Origin of the sequence: Amycolatopsis jiangsuensis (assembly GCF_014204865.1) — a bacterium.
Taxonomy (GTDB): domain Bacteria; phylum Actinomycetota; class Actinomycetes; order Mycobacteriales; family Pseudonocardiaceae; genus Amycolatopsis; species Amycolatopsis jiangsuensis.
Genome location: NZ_JACHMG010000001.1, coordinates 1,034,828 through 1,056,427, shown reverse-complemented (window position 1 = coordinate 1,056,427; position 21,600 = coordinate 1,034,828). Strand labels below are relative to the sequence as shown.

General features: G+C 69.4%; 18 protein-coding genes. 10 read left to right on the top strand and 8 right to left on the bottom strand.

Features of this window, described 5'->3' with window-relative positions:
- The first annotated feature begins 229 nt into the window (after nt 1-229).
- Nucleotides 230-1,621 carry an amino acid permease gene (locus BJY18_RS04670; RefSeq protein WP_184777963.1) on the top strand — a complete coding sequence of 464 codons (1,392 nt, stop codon included), beginning with the start codon at nt 230-232 and terminating at the stop codon, nt 1,619-1,621.
- Nucleotides 1,622-2,024: 403 nt separating this feature from the next.
- Nucleotides 2,025-2,474 carry a single-stranded DNA-binding protein gene (locus BJY18_RS04665; RefSeq protein WP_184784419.1) on the top strand — a complete coding sequence of 150 codons (450 nt, stop codon included), beginning with the start codon at nt 2,025-2,027 and terminating at the stop codon, nt 2,472-2,474.
- Nucleotides 2,475-2,949: 475 nt separating this feature from the next.
- Here the strand turns inward: BJY18_RS04665 and BJY18_RS04660 are convergent, their stop codons facing one another.
- Nucleotides 2,950-3,729 (bottom strand): HpcH/HpaI aldolase family protein, encoded by a 780-nt coding sequence (locus BJY18_RS04660; protein WP_184777961.1) that lies wholly within the window; start codon nt 3,727-3,729, stop codon nt 2,950-2,952.
- Nucleotides 3,726-4,775 (bottom strand): LacI family DNA-binding transcriptional regulator, encoded by a 1,050-nt coding sequence (locus tag BJY18_RS04655; RefSeq protein ID WP_184777959.1) that lies wholly within the window; start codon nt 4,773-4,775, stop codon nt 3,726-3,728. Before BJY18_RS04655 ends, BJY18_RS04660 begins: the two co-directional genes overlap by 4 nt.
- Nucleotides 4,776-4,904: 129 nt before the next feature.
- Between BJY18_RS04655 and BJY18_RS04650 the strand changes: the two genes are divergently transcribed.
- Both BJY18_RS04650 and BJY18_RS04645 read left to right on the top strand, forming a co-directional pair.
- Nucleotides 4,905-6,245: an MFS transporter gene (locus BJY18_RS04650; protein ID WP_221457557.1), complete on the top strand. Its 1,341-nt coding sequence runs from the start codon at nt 4,905-4,907 to the stop codon at nt 6,243-6,245.
- Nucleotides 6,246-6,390: 145 nt separating this feature from the next.
- Nucleotides 6,391-7,026 (top strand): hypothetical protein, encoded by a 636-nt coding sequence (locus BJY18_RS04645; RefSeq protein ID WP_184777957.1) that lies wholly within the window; start codon nt 6,391-6,393, stop codon nt 7,024-7,026.
- A gap of 29 nt (nt 7,027-7,055) precedes the next feature.
- On the opposite strand, the gene BJY18_RS04640 is transcribed toward BJY18_RS04645, so the two are convergent.
- Nucleotides 7,056-8,015: an NADP-dependent oxidoreductase gene (locus BJY18_RS04640; protein WP_184784417.1), complete on the bottom strand. Its 960-nt coding sequence runs from the start codon at nt 8,013-8,015 to the stop codon at nt 7,056-7,058.
- An 85-nt stretch (nt 8,016-8,100) separates the two neighbouring features.
- Between BJY18_RS04640 and BJY18_RS04635 the strand changes: the two genes are divergently transcribed.
- A complete protein-coding gene (locus tag BJY18_RS04635) occupies nt 8,101-8,703 on the top strand; it encodes a TetR/AcrR family transcriptional regulator (protein WP_184777956.1) in 603 nt (200 codons plus the stop codon).
- 28 nt (nt 8,704-8,731) lie between these two features.
- Here the strand turns inward: BJY18_RS04635 and BJY18_RS04630 are convergent, their stop codons facing one another.
- Nucleotides 8,732-9,724 (bottom strand): substrate-binding domain-containing protein, encoded by a 993-nt coding sequence (locus BJY18_RS04630; protein ID WP_184777954.1) that lies wholly within the window; start codon nt 9,722-9,724, stop codon nt 8,732-8,734.
- Nucleotides 9,725-9,821: 97 nt separating this feature from the next.
- Here BJY18_RS04630 and BJY18_RS04625 point away from each other — a divergent pair, with 97 nt between their 5' ends.
- Entirely contained in the window at nt 9,822-10,454 is a 633-nt protein-coding gene (locus BJY18_RS04625) for a TetR/AcrR family transcriptional regulator (RefSeq protein ID WP_184777952.1), read from the top strand.
- Between the two features lie 104 nt (nt 10,455-10,558).
- Here BJY18_RS04625 and gcl read toward each other — a convergent pair whose 3' ends face one another.
- From gcl to BJY18_RS04610, 3 genes are read right to left on the bottom strand one after another with little or no spacing between them, the layout of a single operon-like run.
- A complete protein-coding gene (gene gcl / locus BJY18_RS04620; RefSeq protein WP_184777950.1) occupies nt 10,559-12,250 on the bottom strand; it encodes a glyoxylate carboligase in 1,692 nt (563 codons plus the stop codon).
- Between the two features lie 2 nt (nt 12,251-12,252).
- Nucleotides 12,253-13,143: a 2-hydroxy-3-oxopropionate reductase gene (locus BJY18_RS04615; protein ID WP_184777948.1), complete on the bottom strand. Its 891-nt coding sequence runs from the start codon at nt 13,141-13,143 to the stop codon at nt 12,253-12,255.
- Nucleotides 13,143-13,967, bottom strand: coding sequence for a hydroxypyruvate isomerase family protein (locus tag BJY18_RS04610; RefSeq protein ID WP_184777946.1), 825 nt, complete (start codon nt 13,965-13,967; stop codon nt 13,143-13,145). Before BJY18_RS04610 ends, BJY18_RS04615 begins: the two co-directional genes overlap by 1 nt.
- 199 nt (nt 13,968-14,166) lie before the next feature.
- Here BJY18_RS04610 and BJY18_RS04605 point away from each other — a divergent pair, with 199 nt between their 5' ends.
- Together BJY18_RS04605 and gdhA are read left to right on the top strand one after the other, a co-directional pair.
- Nucleotides 14,167-17,502 carry a molybdopterin-dependent oxidoreductase gene (locus BJY18_RS04605; RefSeq protein ID WP_184777944.1) on the top strand — a complete coding sequence of 1,112 codons (3,336 nt, stop codon included), beginning with the start codon at nt 14,167-14,169 and terminating at the stop codon, nt 17,500-17,502.
- A gap of 70 nt (nt 17,503-17,572) precedes the next feature.
- Complete coding sequence (gdhA, locus tag BJY18_RS04600) at nt 17,573-18,907, top strand: NADP-specific glutamate dehydrogenase (protein WP_184777942.1); 1,335 nt, start codon at nt 17,573-17,575, stop codon at nt 18,905-18,907.
- A 52-nt stretch (nt 18,908-18,959) separates the two neighbouring features.
- Here gdhA and BJY18_RS04595 read toward each other — a convergent pair whose 3' ends face one another.
- On the bottom strand, nt 18,960-19,919 hold the full coding sequence (locus tag BJY18_RS04595; protein ID WP_184777940.1) for an SMP-30/gluconolactonase/LRE family protein: 960 nt from the start codon (nt 19,917-19,919) through the stop codon (nt 18,960-18,962).
- A gap of 83 nt (nt 19,920-20,002) precedes the next feature.
- Between BJY18_RS04595 and BJY18_RS04590 the strand changes: the two genes are divergently transcribed.
- Entirely contained in the window at nt 20,003-20,563 is a 561-nt protein-coding gene (locus BJY18_RS04590) for a TetR/AcrR family transcriptional regulator (protein ID WP_184777938.1), read from the top strand.
- A gap of 194 nt (nt 20,564-20,757) precedes the next feature.
- On the top strand, nt 20,758-21,246 hold the full coding sequence (locus BJY18_RS04585) for a hypothetical protein (protein WP_184777936.1): 489 nt from the start codon (nt 20,758-20,760) through the stop codon (nt 21,244-21,246).
- Nucleotides 21,247-21,600: the final 354 nt, after the last annotated feature.

Genomic DNA, 21,600 nt, shown 5'->3' with positions numbered 1-21,600 from the left:
CCGCACCCGCAGCTGTACCGGGCCGCACCGGGAGCTGTTCCCCTCCGGCCACGAAAAGGTTCCTGAAGATACCTCCCGCAGACCGTTCCGTCCGCACCGAACAGGCGATCGTGGTGTCAATCCGAAATGGGCGGTTCGCGCGGCTCGACTGTCGTGATCTCCCGCACACCTTAAGTTTTCCTAGGTGCGCTTGGTCACTGATTCACGGGACCAGTAACGTCCCGCAACCATGGATTCCACAGTCGTCACCGAGAAGGGTGACAACTACACCAAAGCACTGGGCAACCGCCAGGTGCAGATGATCGCGATCGGCGGGGCGATCGGGGTCGGGCTCTTCCTCGGCGCCGGGGGAAAGCTCCACACGGCCGGCCCGTCGCTCGTGCTCTCGTACGCGTTGTGCGGCATCGCCGCCTACTTCGTGATGCGCGCGCTCGGCGAACTGGTGCTGCACCAGCCCAGCTCCGGCAGTTTCGTGACCTACGCCCGCAAGTTCATCGGACCGTGGGCCGGTTTCGTGTCCGGCTGGATGTACTGGCTGAACTGGGCCATGACCGGGATCGCGGAGATCACCGCGGTCGCGATCTACGTGCACAAGTGGCTGCCCGACGTTCCGCAGTGGATCACCGCACTGGTCGCGCTCGGCGTGCTCATGACGGTGAACCTGTTGAGCGTCAAGCTCTTCGGCGAGCTCGAATTCTGGTTCTCCGTGGTCAAGGTGCTCGCGATCGTCGTGTTCCTGGTGACCGCGGTCGGGCTGGTGCTGACCGGCGCGAACATCGGCGGCGAGAAGGCCGGCGTGCAGAACCTCACCAACCACGGCGGGTTCTTCCCGGCAGGCGTCGGAATCGCGCTGATGACGCTGCAGGCCGTGGTCTTCGCGTACTCGGCGATCGAGGTCGTCGGCATCGCGGCCGGCGAGACGAAGGACGCCCGCAAGGTGCTGCCCAAGGCCATCAACGGCGTGGTGTGGCGGATCGGTGTCTTCTACGTCGGTTCCGTGCTGCTGCTGGCGATGCTGCTGCCGTGGCCGTTCTACAACGGCGACGAAAGCCCGTTCGTGACGGTCTTCTCCCGGCTCGGGATCGGCGGTATCGGCGACGTGATGAACGCGGTCGTGCTCACCGCGGCGCTGTCGTCGTGCAACTCGGGCCTGTACTCGACCGGCCGGATCCTGCGCGCCCTCGCGGACAAGGGCGAGGCCCCGAAGTTCGTCGGCAGGATGAACAGCCGGCACGTGCCCTTCGGCGGGATCCTGTTCACCTCGGTCGCCTACGTGCTCGGCGTGGTGCTGAACTACATCGTGCCCTCGGAGGCGTTCGACATCGCCACGGCGGTCGCGTCCCTCGGCGTGGTCGCCACCTGGGCCACCCTGATCCTCTCGCAGATGCGCATGCGGCAGGCCGCTCTCCGCGGCGAACTGGAACGCCCGAGCTACCGGATGCCCGGCGCGCCCTACACCAACTGGGCCACGCTCGGATTCCTCGTCCTGGTGATCGTCTTGATGGGCTTCTCGGACGGTGCCGAGAAGATCGCGTTCTACTCGATCCCGGTCATCGTCGTCGTCCTCGCGGGCGGCTGGTGGTTGGTCTCCCGCCGCCGCCAGGCGAAACTCGGCGCCTGACCTTCCGACGGACCGGCTCTGACGCCGGATCCCGATCGCGCGGCGGCCGGCTCCCCATCTCGGGGCCGGCCGCCACGTTCTGCACCCTACCGGGTGCCGTGGTCGGCAATCGGCGGATCGCCGCCTGCAGGCTGCCGTCCGCCACGAAATCCGCAGTGGACTTACCACTCCACCATCAGCGACGGCCTCGTCCGGACCAAGTTGTCCACAACCACTCCGACTGTCCACAGATTTCACCGCTGACTGGTCACTCGCTCTTCCGCCGGTAAGGTCGAACCCGGATCGCTCACGAATCGCGAGGAGCCCGGGTCGGCCGTCCTTCCTCCTTTTCCCCGGCGCGCCGATATCCACCGGCTCCGGCCGGATGCCCCTGGCTTCGCCCTTTTCCGTAAGGAGGATCATGATGGCTGGTGAAACTCTCATCGACATCACCGGAAATCTCACGTCCGACCCCGAGCTGCGTTTCACACCGACCGGCGCGGCGGTCGCGAACTTCACGATCGCGTCCACGCCACGCACTCTCGACAAGGCCTCGGGCGAGTGGAAGGACGGCGATGCCCTGTTCCTGCGCTGCACCTGCTGGCGTCAGATGGCCGAGAACGTAGCCGAAAGCCTCACCCGGGGGACACGAGTCTGGGCCAAGGGCCGCCTGAAACAACGTTCTTTCGAGACCAAGGAAGGCGAGAAACGCACAGTCGTCGAACTGGACGTGGACGAGGTCGGCCCGTCACTGCGCTATGCCACGGCCAAAATCAGCAAAACAACCCGCACCGGTCCCGACGCATCCACCCCACCCGGCGACGGCTGGATGACCGGAGCCCCCGTCACCGCGGGCGACGCACCACCATTCTGACGCCATTTCCCGTCATCGGGCACCACGCGCTCGGCACTTGTCCGGGAATCCACCCAGGAATGCATCACCAACACGACCAGGTACCGCAACACCGCGTCGCTCCTGGTACTCCAGCCGCAAATTGTGGTCATGGCTCGGGCGGATCGTCGCCGGGGGTGAACCTGTCGGGCTCGGTGTTGGCGTCGGCTGATCAATATGGCTGGTGCGTGATCTGCCTGGGCGGTGTCATGACGAGCGTGGCATGCAGGTGTTGGGTTCGTTGCAGGTCAAGGGAGATGCAGCCGGACGACGCGGTCCTTCGAGCGCCGTCCTTCGAGCGCCGTCCTTCGAGCGGCGTCCTTCGAGCGCGGTGAGGAACGCGTGCGCGAGCATCGCCATGACCGTCCAGTGATGCCGCGGGACCCGGCGCCGGGCCTGACGCTGATCCGGGCCGGTCAACCTGCTCGCCGGTCCTGCCCGCCGTGGTGCTCGGTCGTCACGCGCGGTTAACGTTCGTCCCGCGGCCCGATTTCACGTCGGCGAGGTCCAGGAACGCCTGCATCATGACCTGCTGGGTGTTGTAGACGACCAGTTCCGAGCCGTCCGCGAACGCCGAGCGCGCGGCAGCACGGTTGCCCACGATCGAGAGCACCGCTTTGCCCTGCGCTTTGCTCACCGCGTGCACCTGGCGCAGCAGCGACCGGACTTCCGGGTCATCCGCGGGCCTACCGCCCATCGACACGCCGAGGTCGGCAGGGCCGACCATCACGCCGTCGACGCCTTCCACCGCCATGATTCCGGCCGCGGACGCGACGCCCTCGGTGTCCTCGATCATCACGAACACACAGGTTCTTTCCGCCATGTTCGCCAAGTGCTCGGAGGTGCTCGCCTGCCCGTAACGACCCGCGCGCGAGTAGGTCGCGAAGCCCCTCGCGCCGAGCGGCGGATAGTGCGCGAGCCGTACCGCGTGCTGGGCCTGCTCGACCGTCGAAACGTGCGGGAAAATGATGCCGGTCGCGCCGAGATCGAGTGCCCGCAGCACGTTCTGCGGCTCGGAGGGGTCGATCCGCACCAACGTCGCGAGGCCCTGTGAATGTGCCTGAGCCAGGTGTGCCTGCAGCGGAATGGTGTCGCCGGGGCCGTGCTCGAGGTCGATGAGCACGAAATCCAGCTCGGCGAAGCCCGCGAGGTCGATCAGCAACTCCGACGGAAGCCGCACCAGCGCGCCGACGAGCTCCTCGTGACGGGCGATGCGTTCTTTGAACGTGACGCTCACACTTTTCCCTTCGTCGTACCCGGAACGCCGGTCGTGGAGCGAACGACGAGCTCGCACGGGAGCAGGTGCCGCTCGAACTCGCTGCCGTCGTCGGCCACTCGCCGTTCCAGCACTGCGACGGCCTCCTCCGCCATCCGGCTGATGGGCTGCCGGACGGTGGTCAGGCCGATGGCATCCCACGACGCCATCGGGATGTCGTCGAACCCGACGACCGAAAGACCGCCGGGCACGTCGATACCGAGACGCCGGGCGGCGTTCAGCACGCCGAACGCGATCAGGTCGTTCACGCACATGACCGCGGTCGGAGGACGCGTGCCGCCGAGCAGCTCGAGTGCCGCCGAGAACGCGGCCCGCTGGTCGAACCCGGCCTCGACGCGGTGCGCCAGCCGGACACCGGCCCCCTCGAGCGACCGCACGAACGCGGCCTCGCGATCCCGGCTGGTGCTGGTCCTCGCATCACCGGTGATCAGGGCGATCCGCCGATGTCCCAGCCCCAGCAGATACTCGGCGGCCGCGGTCGCGCCTGCCACGTTGTCACCGACGATGGCGTCGGCCTCGACCCCGTCGACCTCGCGATTGACCAGCACCAGCGGGAAATCGTCGCTCGCCAGCCGCGGGATGGCCGTCGAGTCGACCTGGGTGGAGGTGAAGATGATGCCGTCGACGCGATGTTCCAACAGCAGCCGGACACGAGCGACCTCGTCGTCAGTCACGCCGATCGTGGCCAGCAGCATCGTCTTGCCTGCCTCCGCGAGTCGCGCGCCGATCGCTTCGACCAGCTCCGGATAGAACGGGTTGGTGATGTCGGCGACGACCACGCCGACGAGACCGCTCTTCTTCGTCACGAGCTCGCGCGCTGCGGCGTTGACGACGTATCCACGCCTGGCGGCGGCCTCGATGACACGGGCCCTGGTCGCCTCGGCCACCGATCCCCCGTTCAGCGCCCGGGAGACGGTGGACTGCGAGACGTCGAGTTCCCGTGCGATGTCGCGACTCGTCGGCGACCTGCCGCCTCCGCTACGGCGAGACAACGACAGCTCCGGCACGCACGTGACCTGCCCCGGTGGGCCGAAACCGGGCGGGGCATTGCCAATGGATACGCATGCAGCTAGCCTACACGCCGATTGCATACGTATCCATCCGCGCCGAGCGCACCACCGTGGAACGGACATGGAATGACAGAGTCGCCGGAACAGCCCGTTTCCGCACCGTCCTCACGGCGCCCCGTCGGCAAGAACATGCGTTGGGGCATCGCCGTGTTGATCGGCGTGGGAATCCTGATCAACTACTTCGACCGCAGCAATCTCTCCGTCGTCGAGGGGCCGATGTCCCAGGACCTCGGTCTCTCGGCGAGTCAGTTCGGGATCCTGCTGTCGTCGTTCGGCTGGTCGTACCTGCTCTTCCAGATCCCGATGGGCGCACTGCTCGACCGGATCGGCGTCCGGTGGATGCAGCGCGTCGCGACCCTCATCTGGTTCGTCGCCACGGCATTGACCGCGCTGGTGAGCGGTATGGGACTGATCCTGTTCGCCCGTCTCCTCCTCGGCGCGGCCGAAGCTCCGTCGCTCGTCGCCGCGTCGAAGGCGGTCGGCTACTGGTTCCCGGTGCGCGAACGCGGGCTGGCGTCGGCGTCCTACGAAGTCGCCGCGAAACTGTCCAACGTCATCGCCCTCCCGCTCGTCGCGGGCGCCACCGCGATATGGGGCTGGCAGGCGGGATTCCTCACGACGGCGATCCTGAGCCTGCTCTACGCGGCGGCGTTCTGGTTGTGGTACCGCGATCCTCAGCAGAAGCGATCGCTTTCGAAGCAGGAGTACGACTACATCGTCGACGGCGGCGCCCAGCAGCCCGGCGAATCCGCCCAGCCGATCGTCGCCGGGGTCGGGATGTTCCTTCGCCAGCGCAGGATCTGGGGGCTGTCCATCGGTTTCGCCGCCTACAACTACTCCTTCTACCTGTTCCTGACCTGGATTCCGGGCTATCTGGAACGCGAGATGCACATGAGCGTGCTCAAGGGCGGCGCGTACGCGGTCATCCCGTGGATCGTCGCGACGATCACCGACCTCGTCGTCGCGGGCTGGCTGGTCGATCGGCTGATCAAGAAGGGGTACGACCCGACGAAGGTCCGCAAGACCGTGCTGGTGGTCAGCATGCTCTTCGGCCTCACCGTCGTCGGCGCGGCGTTCACCCACTCCCCCGGCTTCGCCGTCCTGTGGATCACCATCGCGATGGGCGGGCTCGCCGCCGTCTCCCCGGTGTGCTGGAGCATCCCGTCCCTCATCGCGCCGCGCGGCACCGTCGGCACGGTCGGTTCGATCATGAACTGCATCGGGCAGATCGGGGCCATCACCGCGCCATTGATCACCGGGTTCACCGTCGATGCCAGCGGCGCCTTCGCGACCGCGTTCATCATCGCCGGGATCATCCTGCTGATCGGCATCGTCAGCTTCGTCTTCGTCCTCGGCTCCCTCGAGCAGGTCACCTTGGGACAGCCTGCCGCTGCCGTGAACAGCTGATCGCACAACGGATTTCCGCGAGCCGGATCGCGGCCGGATGAACTCCCCCGCAAAGCGCCGCACTACCGCCTTTCCGACCTGGCCGAGGCGTTCCACCGACGGAAGACGCTGACCGCCGGGGCCGCGCCGTGGTAGCTTCCCGTGAATGCGCGTACCCCGCCGAGCAGCGGTCACTGTCAGGGCTTTCGTTGCGTTCTCCGCGATTCTGCTGGCCGCGGTGTTCGCGCCGGCGGCACAGGCGGCGCCCGCCGGAGCCGGCGTAGGTCACGGTGAATGCGCCACGCCCTCGGTCGATCGGCTGCAGCAGTGGCTGGTCAGCGGCGAGGGCACCACCGTCCCGCCCACCGGGAGCCTTCTCGTCCCGGACGCGGACGGCACCGGTTACGCGGCCAAGGTCGTGTTCCAGAAGGACGAATGGCATGTCGCCGTCGTGTGGCTCGGCAATCGGTTCGACGCCCAGACCGATCTCACCGGCTCTGCCGGCTTCTGGCTGACCTACCGCGCGACCGACGACTTCTACGTCCAGCTGCGGCCCGCGTCGCACTGGAGCGGCGGCGACAAATGGCTCACGCCGATTCCGTCGACCGGCGGGAAACTCGTGCGGAAATTCTTCCCGTTCGATCCCGCCGCGTGGACGTCACTGCCCGAACTGGGCGCACCGCCGTATTCCTTCGCCTCCGCGCTGACCGAGGCACGCGGCCTGGTTTTCGTCGGCAAGACCCCGAACACCCTCGAGTTCCAGGGTCTGCGCATCGACGGCTACCAGCCGCCCTGCCTCTGACGCTCGCACCAGGTACGGGCCGACCTTTCCTACAGGTCGATGACGACCTTGCCGTGCACGTGCCGCCCGGCCTGCCGTTCGACCGCGGCGCGGATCTGCTCGATCGGGAAGCTCGCCGCGATCGGCACCCGGAGCCGGCCCGCCGCGACCAGGCCGGCGATCTCCTCGACCGCGTCCCGCGGTGCGTTGGCGCCGTTCGCCGACGTGATCCCGTCGACCTGGCCGGCGATGGTGGTGATGCGCTCGTCCGGCACGCCGAGTTCGCGTGCCGCCAGCACGGTGTCCGTCCCGTGCAAATCCATGACCGCAGAGACACCGCCGGGGGTCAGCGCGCGGACCCGATCGACCAGACCGTCGCCATAGGCGACCGGCTCGGCGCCCAGCGCGCGCAAGGCATCGGCCGAGGTCGCCGACCCCGTGCCGATCACCCGCGCGCCCGCGAGGCGCGCGAGCTGGACGGCGAACACGCCCACCCCACCTCCCGCGCCGCCGATGAGCACCGTGTCCCCCGCGCCCACCTTGACCACGGCGAGAGCCGCGGCCGCCGTGCACCCCGCGATGGCAAAGGTGGCAGCGGTGCGGTCCTCAACGCCGTCCGGGGTGCGGTGCGCCTCACCGCCCACCGCAATGGTCCCCGCCTCGTCCACGACGACGTAGTCGGCGACCGCGCGGGACATGGCACCACCGAACACCCGATCACCGACCGCGAACTCGCTCACGCCGTCATCGACCTGATCCACGACCCCGGCATAGTCGGTGCCGAACCCGCACGGCAGGCTCAGGCCGAACCGCGCGGCGGTCTCCGCATCCGAGGTCATGAACCAGTCCATCGGATTCAGACCGGCTGCGGTGACCCGCACCCGGATCTGCCCAGGACCGACCTCCGGCACCGCTACCTCGCGGACGCGCAGGGCCTCCGGCCCGCCGAACGACTCGAACCGCACCGCCCGGCTCGTGGTCGCCGACGTGCTGACGCTCGGTTCCTCCATGCTCACCTGTCTCCTGTGAAGGTCCTCAAACGGACTACGCTTCGTTTAGGTGACTCACTCTAACACAAGTGGAGCGCGATCCGTTTTGACTGACACAGACAGCCGTAAACCGCGGGCGGACGCGACCCGCAACCGCCGGCAGCTGCTGGCCGTGGCCACCCGCTTGTTCGTTTCGGCCGAGACCGGGGCCGAGCCGTCGATGCGTGCGATCGCGCAGGCGGCCGGGGTCGGCATCGCCACGCTCTACCGGCACTTCCCCACCCGCGAGTCGCTGGTCGACGCGGTCTACCAGGACCAGGTCTCGCGACTCACCACCGGTGCCCGTGCACTCCTCGCCGAGCTCGACCCGCCCGCCGCGCTGCGACGCTGGATGGACCTGTTCGGGGCCTGGATCGCGACCAAGAACGGGATGCTCGACACGCTGCTCGCGATGGTCGAATCGGGCGAGATCGCCCATGCCCACACGCGTACCGAGCTGCTCGCGGCGATCGACGAAATCCTCGAAGCCGGCCGTACGACCGGGAAACTGCGCGCCGACGTCCCCGCCTCAGACATCGCTGCCGCGCTCATCGGCATCTTCACCGTGGCCGGCTCGCCCGAGCACGAAGCGATGGCGGCTCGCCTGCTGGACCTCCTGATGGACGGACTCCGCGCTTCCGCCCCCAGCCAACCCAGGGCGGCCAAGTAAGAACCTCATGCACTGCTGCTCGGCGGGTTCAGGTGTCGAGGAGCTCGGGGACGAAGATGTCGTCGCTGGTGAGCAGCCGCTTCGAGAGACCCTGTTCGTAGTGGTACCGCAGAAAGGTGTCGACCGCCTTGCGGTTCGCGCCGACGCCGTAAGGCCACCAGTCCTCGCCGAACAACTCCCTGTTCTCTTCGAAGTGCTTGCTGAACCACGGGGTGATGGTGCCCATGTGCTGTTTCAGCGCACCTTCACTGTACTTCCGCTGGGTGATCTCCTTGGCTTCGCAGAAGGCGCGGTAGATCGACCGCATCAGACCCGCCCGCGTCGCGAGCTCCCGCCGGACCGCGACGATGTGCATGTGCGGGAAGATTCCGGTGCGCCGGTAGTAATCGCGTTCCACGGTCTCGTAGCCGGGGAAGAGCCGGGCGATCTTCGCCGAGCCGTTCAGCAGGGCCTGCGGGACGTCCACTGAGATCAGCGCGTCGATCTCGCCGGACTCGAGCATCGTTCCCAGGGTCTCGTCGCCGCTCGTGTGCCGCACGTCCACGCCGTCCGGTACCGGTTGCGGAACCCAGTCGAACGAGGGAATCGGGTGGTCGGTGCCGCCGATCACCCAGCGGGACTGCTCGGGAGTCAGCCCGTACTCGTCGGCGAAGATGCCCTTGATCCACACCCCCGGATCGTGCCCGAACATCGCGAACTCGCCGATGGTCTTGCCCGCGAGGTCCGGTGGCGCCTCGATTCCCGCCGCGGTGTTCACGAAGACCGCCGAATGCCGGAAGTTGCGGTTCGGGAAGATGGGCAGCGCGAGGAACGGCGAGTCCTGGAGGTCGAACGTCCGCAGGAAATAGGTCATGCCGTACTCGGCGACGTCGTAGTGCCCCTCGACCATGCGCCGGAAGATGTCCGACACGAGCGGCGCCGACTCGAAAGTCGGGTCCACCCCGTCCAGGGCGACGCGACCGGCGAGCAGCGCCTCGGTGTGCTCGTAGGCGTAGGTGGCGATCCTCAGCTTCGCGGCCATGACGACTCCTCACTTCCGTGAATAACCATTCACCATTAGAGTGGACCCCGCAGGGTCGGCCAGTCAAGGTAAATGTTCATTCACGGTGGAGGTGGGCATGCCACGGATCACGCCCGAGCGCCGCGAGGCCAAGCGCGCGGAGATCGTGGGGGCGGCGCGGCGCTGCTTCTCGCGCGACGGGTTCCACCAGACCTCCATGCCCGACATCGCCGCCGAAGCCGGCGTCTCGGCCGGGGCCCCCTACCGCTACTTCGCGAGCAAGGAGGAGATCATCCTCGCCATCGCCGGAGATGCGTTCCGGCTGATCTTCGAGCCGGTCGAGCGGCTGGCCGCCCGCGCCCGCGCCGCCTCAGTCGCAGATCTGGTGACGGCGGCACTCGAAACACTCAGCGTCGAGACCGTCACCGATGCCGCGGGAAATTCGGTACCGGTCGAGGAATTGTTGCGCTGCGCGGTGCAAACATGGTCCGAGCTGCTGCGGAACGATGCCGTACGGGCCCGGGCCGCTGAGGGCTTCGAGTCCGTGCGCCGCGGCATCGCCGACGCGCTGCGCCGCGGCCAGGCGGCGGGAGCGGTCGCCCGCACCGTGGAGCCGGAGCGCGGAGCGCGGGTGGTGATGGGCCTGCTGCACGGATTCCTGCTGCAGCGAGTGGCCTTCGACCTCACCGACACGGCAGGCTTCACCGACGACATCCGGACGCTCATGGACGGGGATCCGACGCCGAGATGAGCCCCGCCGGCGCACGGGCTGCCTCACGCACTTCCACGGCGCTCACGCCTCTCGGCTCAGCCCCGCGCAGACCGCGCCGGGCTGAGCCGAGGGCGGACGCGGGATCAGCCCGCGGCTTCGAACTCCCGGACCGTGTCAAGGGCGGTGCCCATGGCGGCATTGGCCTCGCGTTCGATCATGATCTCCACTAGGACCGGGCGGCGGGTGCGTTCGGCCTCCTTGCGGGCCCATTCCAGGGACGAGCGGATCTGCGCCGGGTCGGCCACCCTGGTGCCGGAACAGCCGTAGGCCTCCATGATCTTGACGTTGTCCGTGCCGTGGTCGTCGTAGTGGATGTCGACCTGGTAGTTCATCGCGTAGCCGAGTTCGGACTGGCGGATCAGGCCCAGGTACTCGTTGTTGAGCATCACCAGCACGAAACCCACGTCGTACTGGGCGGCCACGGCCAGTTCCTCCACCAGGAACTGGAACGAGTAGTCCCCCACCACACCGACCACCTCGGCGTCCGGGCGCGCCTTCTTCACGCCGATCGCGGCCGGGATCTCCCAGCCCAGCGGACCCGCCTGCCCGCACACCTGGTAGTGCCGCGGCAACTGCGCGCGCTGGAACTGGCCGGACCAGATCTGGTACAGGCCGATCGCGGTGACGAAGTACGTTTCCGGACCGTAGAACTCGTTGAGCTCCTTGAACACCCGCGGTGCCTTGATCGGCCGGTCGTCGAAGTCCTCGCGGCGCGGCAGCTGCGCCTTCAGGTCCGAGAGCCGCTTCACCCAGGTGCGGTCGCGGGTCGTCTCGCGTCCGTCCAGGGCACCGAGCAGCGCCTCGAGGAACTCGCGGGTTCCCGACACCACACCCAGGTCCGGACCGAACACCTTGCCCAGCTGGGTCGGCTCGATGTCGACGTGGACGAACTTGCGGTCGCCGCGGTAGACGGTCAGGTCGCCGGTGTGCCGGTCGCCGAACCGCGCGCCCAGCGCGAGCACCAGGTCCGATTCGAGGAAGGCCGCGTTCGCCCAGCGCTGCGACGTCTGGATGCCGGCCATGCCCGCGAACAGCTCGTGGTCCTCCGGGAAACTTCCCTTGCCCATCAAGGTGACGCCGACCGGCACGCCGAGCCGCTCGGCCACCGAGAGCAACGGGCCGCTCGCCTCACCCAGCACCACCCCGCCGCCGGCGAGGATCAGCGGGCGTTCCGCGGCCAGCAACAGGTCCAGCGCCCGCTCCACCCGCGCCGGCGCCGGATGGACCGCGCTCACCGGCAGCCGCGAGTCGATCGAACGGTCCCACTCGATCTCCTGCTTCTGCACGTCGATCGGCAGATCGATGAGGACCGGTCCGGGACGGCCGGAGCGAGCCACCCGGAACGCCTCGCGGAAGATCCACGGCAGCTGCGCGGCCTCCTTGACCTGCACCGCCCATTTCGTGACCGGCTTCGCGATCTCGACGATGTCGACGGCCTGGAACGCTTCCTGGTGCAGTTTCGCCGACGCCGCCTGCCCGGTGATGCACAGGATCGGGATCGAGTCGGCGTGCGCGGTGTAGAGGCCGGTGATCATGTTCGTGCCGGCCGGCCCGGACGTGCCGATCGCGACACCGACGTTGCCGGTGGTGCGAGCCCAGCCGTCGGCCATGTGCGTGGCACCCTCCTCGTGACGCACCACCAGGTGTTCGATGTCGCTGCCCTGCAAGGCTTCATACAGCGGCAGGATCGCCGCTCCCGGGCAGCCGAAGGCGACGTCCACGCCCTCGTCGGCCAGCACGTCGACGACTGCCTGCATCGCGGGGACTCGGGCCATGGTCATGCCTCCTGCGGCGATCGGCCGGACAGTTCTTCGATGACCTTCAGCAGTGCGGAATGGTCGAGCGAGCCGTACCCCATCGCCCGCCCGGCCGCGACGAGCTGCGCCACCAGCCCGGTCATCGGCAACGCCACCCCGGACTGGCGGGCCGCGGCCAGCGCGATGCCCATGTCCTTGTGGTGCAGGTCGATCCGGAAACCGGGACGGAATTCCCGCGCCACCATCGACGTCCGTTTCAGCTCCAGGACGCGGCTGCCGGCCAGCCCGCCCGCCAGGACGTCGAGCCCGGTGCCCGCGTCCACACCGGACGCTTCCAGCAGCACGATCGCCTCCGCGACCAGGCCGTAGATCCCGCCGACCACCAGCTGGTTCGCCGCCTTCACGACCTGCCCCGCACCGTGCGGGCCGACGTGCACGACGGTCGTGCCCAGCACGTCGAACACGGGTTTGACGGCCGCGAAGTCCGCCGCGTCACCACCGGCCATGATGGACAGTGCGGCCTGCTCGGCCCCCGCCTGACCGCCGGATACCGGTGCGTCCAGCACGCGGATCCCTTTGTCCGCACCGGCTTTCGCCACCTCGATCGACGTCTCCGGCCGGATCGTGCTCATGTCCGCGAGCAACGTCCCGCGCCCGGCGTGGTCGAGGACGCCGCCCGGGGCCAGCACCACCTGCTCGACCTGCGGATGATCCGGCAACATGGTGATCACCACCTCGGCGCCGGACACCGCGTCGGGCACGGCCGCGGCCGCCCGGCCGCCCGCCGCCACCAGCTTCGCCAGCGCGCCGGCGTTCAGGTCGAATCCGCGCACCTCGTGTCCCGCAGCGGCCAGGTGCGCGGCCATCGGCGTGCCCATCACGCCCAGGCCGATGAAGCCGATCCTGCTCATCAGTTTCCCCTTTGCTCGAACGGCAGCCAGGCCAGCGAGTCCACAGTGGATCCCGCCGGCCGGTACTCGATGCCCACGTACCCGTCGTAGCCGGCCGCGGCCAGCTTCTCCAGGTGCCCGGCGAGATCCAGCGTTCCGGTGCCGGGCTGGTGCCTGCCCGGCACGTCCGCGATCTGCACGTGCCCGATCCGCGAGGTGTGCCCGGTGATCACCGAGTCCAGGTCGTCGCCGTTCGCCGCCAGGTGGTACAGATCGGCGAGCAGCTTCACGTTGTCGAGCCCGAGCCCGTCCAGTACGGCCAGCGCGTCGGCCGCCGTCTTGAGCGGGTAGTCCGGGGTCCCGGACAGCGGCTCGAGCACCAGCTGCGCGCCGATCCCGGCGGCCGCCTCCGCGGCGGTGCGCAGCTGGACCCGCGCCAGTTCGTCCTGTTCGGACGGTGGCACACCGGGGACCCGGTTGCCGTACAACGCGTTGAAGCTGCGGCAGCCGAGCCGCTCGGCGACAGCCAGCCCGATGGTGAGACTCGCCGCGAACTCCGTCTCCCTGCCCACCCACGACACCAGGCCGCGTTCTCCGCCTGCCATGTCGCCCGCGTAGAAGTTGAGCCCGGTGAGCTGCACGCCGGCCTCCTCGATCGACCGCACGAACCGGTCCACCTCGGCCGTGCCCGGATCGGCGTCGTCGAACGGCCACCAGAACTCGACGGCGGTGAAGCCCGCTGCCCGAGCGGCCCGGGCACGCTCGAGCAGCGGGAGTTCGGTGAACAGGATCGACAGGTTGGCGGTGTAGCGCAGCCCGTGCCGCGCCCCGGAAAAACCGGTCATCGGATACCTCGGCTCCTCGGATCGCTGACCTTGAATTTCGTAGTGTGGAATTTTTCTTCCGCAAAACGAGAATAGCTGGCCGCGGCGCACGCAGTCAACGGCCGGCAAGCCGTTCCGCGCCGGACAAGCGGCTTGACTTCCGCGCCGGACTCGACGCAACGTGGCGGCCGGTAGTAGCCCGCTAGCCGAGGAGTGACGGATGTCCGAAGTGCGGGGGTACTGCACGTTGTGCCGCTCCCGGTGCGGCGCGGTCTACACGGTCGAGGACGGCCGGCTCCGCGGCGTCCGGCCGGACCCCGGCCATCCGACCGGGGCGGCGATGTGCCCGAAGGGGCGTGCCGCGCCGGAACTCGTGCACTCCCCCGCGCGGCTCACCCGGCCGCTGCGGCGGACCACGCCGAAGTCCGATCCCGACCCCGGCTGGCGCGAGATCACCTGGGACGAAGCGCTCACCGAGATCGCCGCGAGGCTGGGCGAGATCCGGGCCCGCGACGGCGCCGAGGCAGTCGCATTCTCGGTCACTTCGCCGAGCGGCACGCCGATGTCCGACGCCATCGACTGGGTCGAACGGTTCATCCGGCACTTCGGCAGCCCGAACACCCTCTACTCCACGGAAATCTGCAACTGGCACAAGGACTTCGCGCACGCGTTCACCTTCGGCCGCGGGCTGCCCGGTCCGGACTACGCCTCGACCGGCCTGGCCGTCCTCTGGGGACACAACCCGGCGAAATCGTGGCTCGCCCAGTCCGCCGCGCTCGCCACCGGCCGCGGCCGCGGGGCCCGGCTCGCGGTGATCGACCCCCGCCGGTCCACCAGCGCGCTCCAGGCCGACCACTGGTTGCGGGTGCGGCCCGGTACCGACGGGGCGCTGGCGCTCGGCCTCGCCGGCCGGCTGCTCGCCCGCCGCGGGCACGACGAGCGGTTCGTCCGGTCCTGGACGAACGCACCCCTGCTGGTGCGCCAGGACACCGGCCGTTTCCTGCGCGCACACGAGATCGAATCCGGCGCATCCGGCTTCGTGGTCTGGGACGAGCGTTCCGCTCAGCCGGAGCCGTACGACACCAGCCGCGCCGCGCGTCGTCCGGAGAGGTTCGCGCTGCACGGCCTCCGGCGCGTGCACACGCGCTCCGGACCGGTCGACTGCGTGCCCGCGTTCGCGCACTACGAAAAGGCATGCGCGGCGTGGCCCCTCGACCGGACCGCGTCGTTCACCACCGTCGAACCTGCCGCCATCGAGGCGCTCGCCGAGGATCTCGCCGCGGCGGAATCTGTTTCCTACGCTTCCTGGACCGGCATCGGCCAGCACGGCAACGCCACGCAGACTGAACGCGCAGTGGCCACGCTCTACGCGCTCACCGGCAGTTTCGACGCGCCGGGTGGCAACGTCGTGCTGCCGAAGCAGCCGATCGCCACGGTGTCCTCACCGGACCAACTCGACCCGCGCCAACGGGGCAAAGCCCTCGGGCTCAAACGGTTTCCGCTCGGCCCGCCGGCACAGGGCTGGATCACCGCGCGCGACTTCTGCCGGGCGGCCGTGGACGGCGACCCCTATCCGGTGCGCGCGCTCGTGTCGTTCGGCGGCAACCTCCTGCTCTCGCAGCCCGATCCACATCGGACCGCGGAAGCACTGCGCAGCCTGGAGTTCGCCGTTCACCTCGACTTGTTCGAGAACCCCACCGCGCGCTTCGCCGACCTGCTGTTGCCAGTACAGAGCCCGTGGGAGCACGAGGCGTTCCGGCCCGGGTTCGAGATCACGCTCGCCGCCCAGGAACGCGTCCAGCTGCGGCCGAGAATGGTGGCGCCGGTCGGCGAATCGCGTTCGGACACCGAGGTGGTCTTCGACCTCGCCACCCGGCTCGGCCTCGGCGAGGAGTTCTTCGGCGGCAGCATCGAGCGGGGATGGAACCACCAGCTCGCCCCGCTGGGCCTCACCGCGGACGACCTCCGCCGGCACCCCGGCGGGGTCGATCTGCCACTGGAGCACCGCCACCGCAAGTACTCGGAGGTTCGCGAGGACGGTTCCGTCACCGGGTTCGACACACCGACCGGGCGGGTCGAGCTGTATTCCGAACGGCTTGCCGAGCACGGGCAGCCCGCGGTCCCTGCCGCCGATCCGCCACCGGCGGACCCGCGCCGGCCGCTCGTGCTCACCTGCGCGAAGAACGGCTACTTCTGCCACAGCCAGCACCGCGGGATTTCCTCGCTGCGCAAGCGGTTCCCCGAGCCGGTCGTGGAACTGTCCGCCGAACTCGCCCGCGATCGCGGCATCGAGGACGGCCAGTGGGCCCGCATCACGACCGCGCAGGGCGCCGTACGCATGCGGGCCAGGATCGATCCGGCGCTGCATCCGGACGTCGTGGTGGCGGAGTACGGCTGGTGGCAGCCGGCGCCCGACCTGGCGCTGCCGGGCGCCGACCCGCTCGACCACGGGGGCACCAACTACAACCTGCTGATCGGCACCGACGCGCACGATCCGGTCAGCGGCTCCAGCCCGCTGCGCTGCACCCCCTGCGACATCCGGCCCGCCGAAACGCGACCGTGGACCGGGCGCCGGGAGTTCGTCGTCGACCAAGCCCGCCTCGAAACCGCGGACGTCCTGTCCCTGCGACTGCGCCCGGTGGACGGCCGCGCGCTGCCCGCGTTCCGCCCCGGCCAGCACCTCACCGTCGCCTGGCCGGACGAACCCGAGGTGACCCGCAGCTACTCGCTCACCGGCGCCGCGGCCGGACCGGGCGAGGCGTACTCGATCGCCGTCCGGCGGGTCGCGGGCGGGCGGTTCTCCCCCGCCGCGCACGATCGGCTCCGGCCGGGCACCCGGCTGCTGGCCTGGCCGCCGTCCGGCCTGTTCGCGATCCCGGCCGTGCATCCGCAGCCGATCGTGTTGCTGGCCGCCGGCATCGGCATCACCCCTTTCCTCAGCCACCTCGAAACGCTGGCGCGGGCCCCGCTCGACGCCCCGGAGGTCGTGCTCCACTACGGCAGCCGGCACCCGCGGAGCCAGGCCTTCCGGGAGCGCATCGCCGAGCTGATCGGGCACCTGCCACACGCGCGCGTCGCCGACCACTACAGCCGCCCGGAGGCCGGCACCCCGAGCCGGGTCTCCGCGGACAGCATCGACGAGGGATTGATCCGCCGGCGGGCGCGTTTCTACCTGTGCGGTCCGGAAAGCATGCTCACCGAGGTCACCGCCGGGCTCGTCGAGCGCGGGGTCCCGCGGTTCGACATCTTCACCGAGAAGTTCCACGCCGCGCCCGCGCCGGTCCGGATCCGCGACGACGCCACGGCGAATGTCCGGTTCGCCCGATCCGGGCGCGCCCTCACCTGGCGGAAGACCGACGGCACCTTGCTGCAGCTCGCCGACGAGGCGGGAATCACACTGCCCAGCGGCTGCCGCCTCGGGCAGTGCGAAAGCTGTTCCGTGGCGCTCCTGCGCGGCACTGTCGCACACCTCGTCACCCCTGCGGACGACCTGCCCGAGGACCACTGCCTCACCTGCCAGTCGGTGCCGACCTCGGACGTGGTGCTGGACGCCTGAGCCCCCGGGGCCCCGTCGCAACCGCCACTCAGGGGCTGATCTCGAATGCACGCCACGTTATCGTCGGGAGATGGACCACGATCACGCGCTCTACGAGCACATCGCCGCGAAGAACCCGGCCGAACCGGAATTCCACCAGGCCGTGGCCGAGGTGCTCGAAGCGATCCGGCCCGCACTGGACCGGGATCCCGCGCTGTCCGCGGCGGCGATGCTGGAACGACTGTGCGAACCGGAACGCCAGCTGATGTTCCGCGTGGTCTGGACCGATGACGCCGGACGCGTGCAGGTCAACCGCGGCTTCCGCGTCGAGTTCAGCTCGGCGCTCGGTCCGTACAAGGGCGGGCTGCGCTTCCACCGCGACGTGACCCTCGGCACAGTCAAGTTCCTTGCCTTCGAACAGATCTTCAAGAACGCGCTCACCGGCCTCGGGCTCGGCGCCGGCAAGGGCGGGTCCGACTTCGACCCGGCCGGCCGCAGCGACGGCGAGATCATGCGGTTCTGCCAGGCGTTCATGACCGAGCTGCACCGGCACATCGGGCCGGAGACCGACGTGCCCGCCGGGGACATCGGCGTCGGCTCCCGCGAGATCGGGTACCTCTTCGGCCAGTACAAGCGGCTCACCAACCGCTACGCGGCCGGCACCCTCACCGGGAAGGACCCGCTGCTCGGCGGGATTCCGGCGCGGCCGGAGGCCACCGGCTACGGCACCGTGTACTTCCTGGACGCGATGCTCGCCGCCCGCGGCGAAAGCCTCGAGGACCGCACCGCCGTGGTGTCCGGGTCCGGCAACGTCGCCTTCCACGCCATCGCGAAACTCCGTGCGCTGGGCGCGAACCCGGTCGTCTGCTCGGACTCCGGCGGCTACGTGCACGACCCCCGCGGTATCGACCTCGATGTCCTGCACGAGCTGAAGGTCGCCGGCCGCAGCCGGCTCGCCGAGTACGTGAACCACGTTCCCTCGGCCCGGTACGTGCCCGGCGGATCTCCCTGGGACGTGCCCGCCGCGGTCGCGCTGCCGTGCGCCACCCAGAACGAGCTCGGCGAGCAGGCCGCGCTGCGGCTGGTCAAGAACGACGTCCGAGGGGTCGCCGAGGGAGCCAACATGCCCTGTACCCCCGGGGCGCTGCAGATCCTGCGCGAGGCCGGCGTCGCGGTCGGCCCGGGGAAGGCGGCCAACGCGGGCGGCGTGGCGGTGTCCGGGCTGGAGATGCGCCAGAACGCGGCCCGTGACCGCTGGACGTTCGACCGCACCGACCAGCAACTGCAGGAAATCATGGCGGACATCCACACCACCTGCCTGAGCACGGCCGAGGAGCACGGCGTGCCCGGCGACTATGTGTCCGGCGCCAACATCGCCGCGTTCCGCACCGTGGCGGCGGCGATGGATGCCGCCGGGTACGTGTGAGGATCGCGCCGTCTGTACAGAGTGGACGGTCGTGACGGCGGTTCGGCCGGGCTCAGTCAGCCGGGTGTAGTTCGACGCGCAGCAGTGCGGCATTCCGGACGACGCCGCCGACCGGCGCGGTGGTTCCACCGTCCGTGGTCACGTACAGCACGCGCCCGTGCTCGCCGGCACCGCGTCCCCAGGCGGCGCTGGACGGGCCGGTCATGGTCGCGTCGAACGGGTCCCCGGCGAGGTGGCGGACCTGGCTGCCGCGCCGGGGAACGAGGGGCACACGGTCGAGTGTGTTGGCCCGGTGCCGGGTGACGTAGGCGAAACCGGCGCCCTCGTCGAGACAGAAATCGTCGGCGTTGTCGATCGCGGCGACGAACTCCGCGGGCCCGGCCGGGTCCAGGGTCGCGGGGTCCACCGGGACCCGCATGAACACCTTCTGCGCTGTCGAGGTGTAGTAGAGGAATCCCGTGCGGGCGCTGTAGCGGACTCCGTTCACCCCGGGCTGCCGAGGTGGCGGGACCCCGCTGTCCGGATCGTCGGCCATGGTGTCGTGCGCCAGCCAGACTCTCGCCCTCACCTCGTCCGCATCGAGATCCACCCGCCAGATCAGGCCGGCGAAGCAGTCCGCGATCGCGAGCACGCCCCGTCCGAGCAGGCAGCTCCCGTTGAGCCCGCGGACCCGGTCGTCGGTGAAGGTCAGCACGACCTCCGGGGCAACCGGCCCGCCGGGCACCCAGCCGTTCAGGTCCAGCCGTACCAGCTGTGCTTCGTGGCCGCTGTAGGGCTCGGTGAGGCTGAGCACGAAGACGTCCGGCTCCACCTCGGCGATCCCGGTCACCGGATGGTCGAAGCGGTGCATCAGCACCGGCCCCTGTTCGGCGACCAGCCACAGCTCCTTCTGCAGCACCACGGTGACCAGCACCGATCCGTCCTCGCGGACGGCGAGGTTCTCCGGGAAGTACTGCTGCGGGAAGAACGCGACCGGCGTCAGGGTGACGGCCGGGACGGCGGTCATCGGCATGACGAGCTCCAAACGAGGACGGACATCCGCTTTTTGTTAAAGTAGGCTGCGGCGGTCCGGACGTCAAGCGGAGGGAGGGCGGCATGCCCCGGGTGAGCGAGCAGTACAAGGACGACCAGCGCGCCACGATCCTGGACGCCGCGCGCCGCTGCTTCGTCCGCAACGGCTTCCACCGCACGTCGATGCAGGACGTCTTCACCGAAGCGGGCAAATCGGCGGGCGCGGTCTACCGGTACTTCCCCAGGAAGGAGGACTTGATCACGGGCGTCGCCACGCAGAACCTCGACGACGTCGCCGCGGTTCTGCGCACCGCCCTGGCCCGGCCGGGACGGGAAATCGGCGAGGTGCTGGCGGAACTGCTGGAAGCGGTGACACAGCGGCATCGCGACCGGGACCTGGCCACCATGGCGGTCATGGTCTGGTCCGAGGCGCTGCGCGATCCGCGGCTGGCCGGACGACTCGAGGCGGCCACCGTCCGGATGACCGAGGACCTGGCCGGTCACCTCGGCGAGCGGCACAGGACGCCCGCCGAAGCCCAGGTGCTCCTCTCGCTGCTGCCGGGCTTCCTGTTCAACCTCGCGCTGTTCGGTCCACGAGCAGTCGGCGGTTTTCCCGAGGCCGTGCGTTCGCTCTGGTCCCAGTAGCTCGGTGAGCTATCTCGGTGCAGCAACCCGGCACCGTCACCTCGGCAGGCAGACCAGGCAGGTTGCCGCAGTGCTCGCGGCCGCGCCGCATCAGGCCGGCCGCAGGCTCCGGCTGCCCTCACCCGCACGGGCGTGGGCTCACGCGCCGGGAAGGGCTTGACCTCCAGCCGACTCGAGGTGTTCTGCTGGCGATCATGATCGGAAACGTATCGCAACGCATCGGTTCCCGGCGCGGCCGCGCACGCGCCGGCCGGGTACTCGTCGGCCTGGCAGGCGTGGTGACCACCGGCGGCGCGCTCGCCGCGGACTTCCTCGTGCCCGCGACCGCGCGCCAGCACCAGCGCAATCCGCGCTGGCCTGCCCACGCGAAATTCCACAACGCCCAGTACATCGTCATGTGCGGGCTCCTCGGCGGGACCGGGCTGAAACTCCTGACGTCGGACAAGGGTGACCCCGACCGCAACCTCAGGGTGGCCGCCGCGCTGCTGTCCACGCCTTGGCTGGGCATGTACGGCGCCACCCTGTTCCCCGGTACCGCGGTCGTCGACGAGGAATTCGCGGCGCTACCGAACCGCAAGGTCCTCGGCATCGACGGCAATCTCTTCGCCGGCACGGCCTGCCTCGCCCTGCTCGCCGCCGGCGTCCGCCTGGCGAAGCAGCCGCGCAGCGGTTCCGGCGGCTGAGCGCACGCGGCGCGAGGCGGCGCGGCGGTGACCTTCCCCACCGTCGTCTCCCGTCCCGCGCCGCCGGCGGACCGCGGCCGGTCACTGAACGCATTCACAGCCGATTCACCGAATGCACGCACCGGTCGCGCGCACCTGCTTTTATGCCCTTACCGCTCTCCTGGTGTTCCGGAATTCAGGACAGAACACCATTCGCCGAAGGCGTGCGACAGCGTGAACTGTCACGTTCCGCGACCGGTCCGATCGAGAGTTTTCCGGGGCAAACTCCCGAAGTACCATTCCGCAGCAGTGGGAAATTTTCTCTCGGCGTAACATCGCCGAAGCAATTCTCGATGGTGACAGTCATCCAGGTTT

What these genes read in the sequence shown, in the direction of transcription:
- BJY18_RS04630 (WP_184777954.1), bottom strand. Translation starts at nt 9,724, where the DNA reads ATGGCCGCGAAGCTGAGGATCGCCACCTACGCCTACGAGCACACCGAG.
- gcl (WP_184777950.1), bottom strand. Translation starts at nt 12,250, where the DNA reads ATGGCCCGAGTCCCCGCGATGCAGGCAGTCGTCGACGTGCTGGCCGAC.
- BJY18_RS04625 (WP_184777952.1), top strand. Translation starts at nt 9,822, where the DNA reads ATGCCACGGATCACGCCCGAGCGCCGCGAGGCCAAGCGCGCGGAGATC.
- BJY18_RS04605 (WP_184777944.1), top strand. Translation starts at nt 14,167, where the DNA reads ATGTCCGAAGTGCGGGGGTACTGCACGTTGTGCCGCTCCCGGTGCGGC.
- BJY18_RS04650 (WP_221457557.1), top strand. Translation starts at nt 4,905, where the DNA reads ATGACAGAGTCGCCGGAACAGCCCGTTTCCGCACCGTCCTCACGGCGC.
- BJY18_RS04610 (WP_184777946.1), bottom strand. Translation starts at nt 13,967, where the DNA reads ATGACCGGTTTTTCCGGGGCGCGGCACGGGCTGCGCTACACCGCCAAC.
- BJY18_RS04585 (WP_184777936.1), top strand. Translation starts at nt 20,758, where the DNA reads ATGATCGGAAACGTATCGCAACGCATCGGTTCCCGGCGCGGCCGCGCA.
- BJY18_RS04590 (WP_184777938.1), top strand. Translation starts at nt 20,003, where the DNA reads ATGCCCCGGGTGAGCGAGCAGTACAAGGACGACCAGCGCGCCACGATC.
- BJY18_RS04595 (WP_184777940.1), bottom strand. Translation starts at nt 19,919, where the DNA reads ATGCCGATGACCGCCGTCCCGGCCGTCACCCTGACGCCGGTCGCGTTC.
- BJY18_RS04615 (WP_184777948.1), bottom strand. Translation starts at nt 13,143, where the DNA reads ATGAGCAGGATCGGCTTCATCGGCCTGGGCGTGATGGGCACGCCGATG.
- BJY18_RS04640 (WP_184784417.1), bottom strand. Translation starts at nt 8,015, where the DNA reads ATGGAGGAACCGAGCGTCAGCACGTCGGCGACCACGAGCCGGGCGGTG.
- BJY18_RS04665 (WP_184784419.1), top strand. Translation starts at nt 2,025, where the DNA reads ATGGCTGGTGAAACTCTCATCGACATCACCGGAAATCTCACGTCCGAC.
- BJY18_RS04670 (WP_184777963.1), top strand. Translation starts at nt 230, where the DNA reads ATGGATTCCACAGTCGTCACCGAGAAGGGTGACAACTACACCAAAGCA.
- gdhA (WP_184777942.1), top strand. Translation starts at nt 17,573, where the DNA reads ATGGACCACGATCACGCGCTCTACGAGCACATCGCCGCGAAGAACCCG.
- BJY18_RS04645 (WP_184777957.1), top strand. Translation starts at nt 6,391, where the DNA reads ATGCGCGTACCCCGCCGAGCAGCGGTCACTGTCAGGGCTTTCGTTGCG.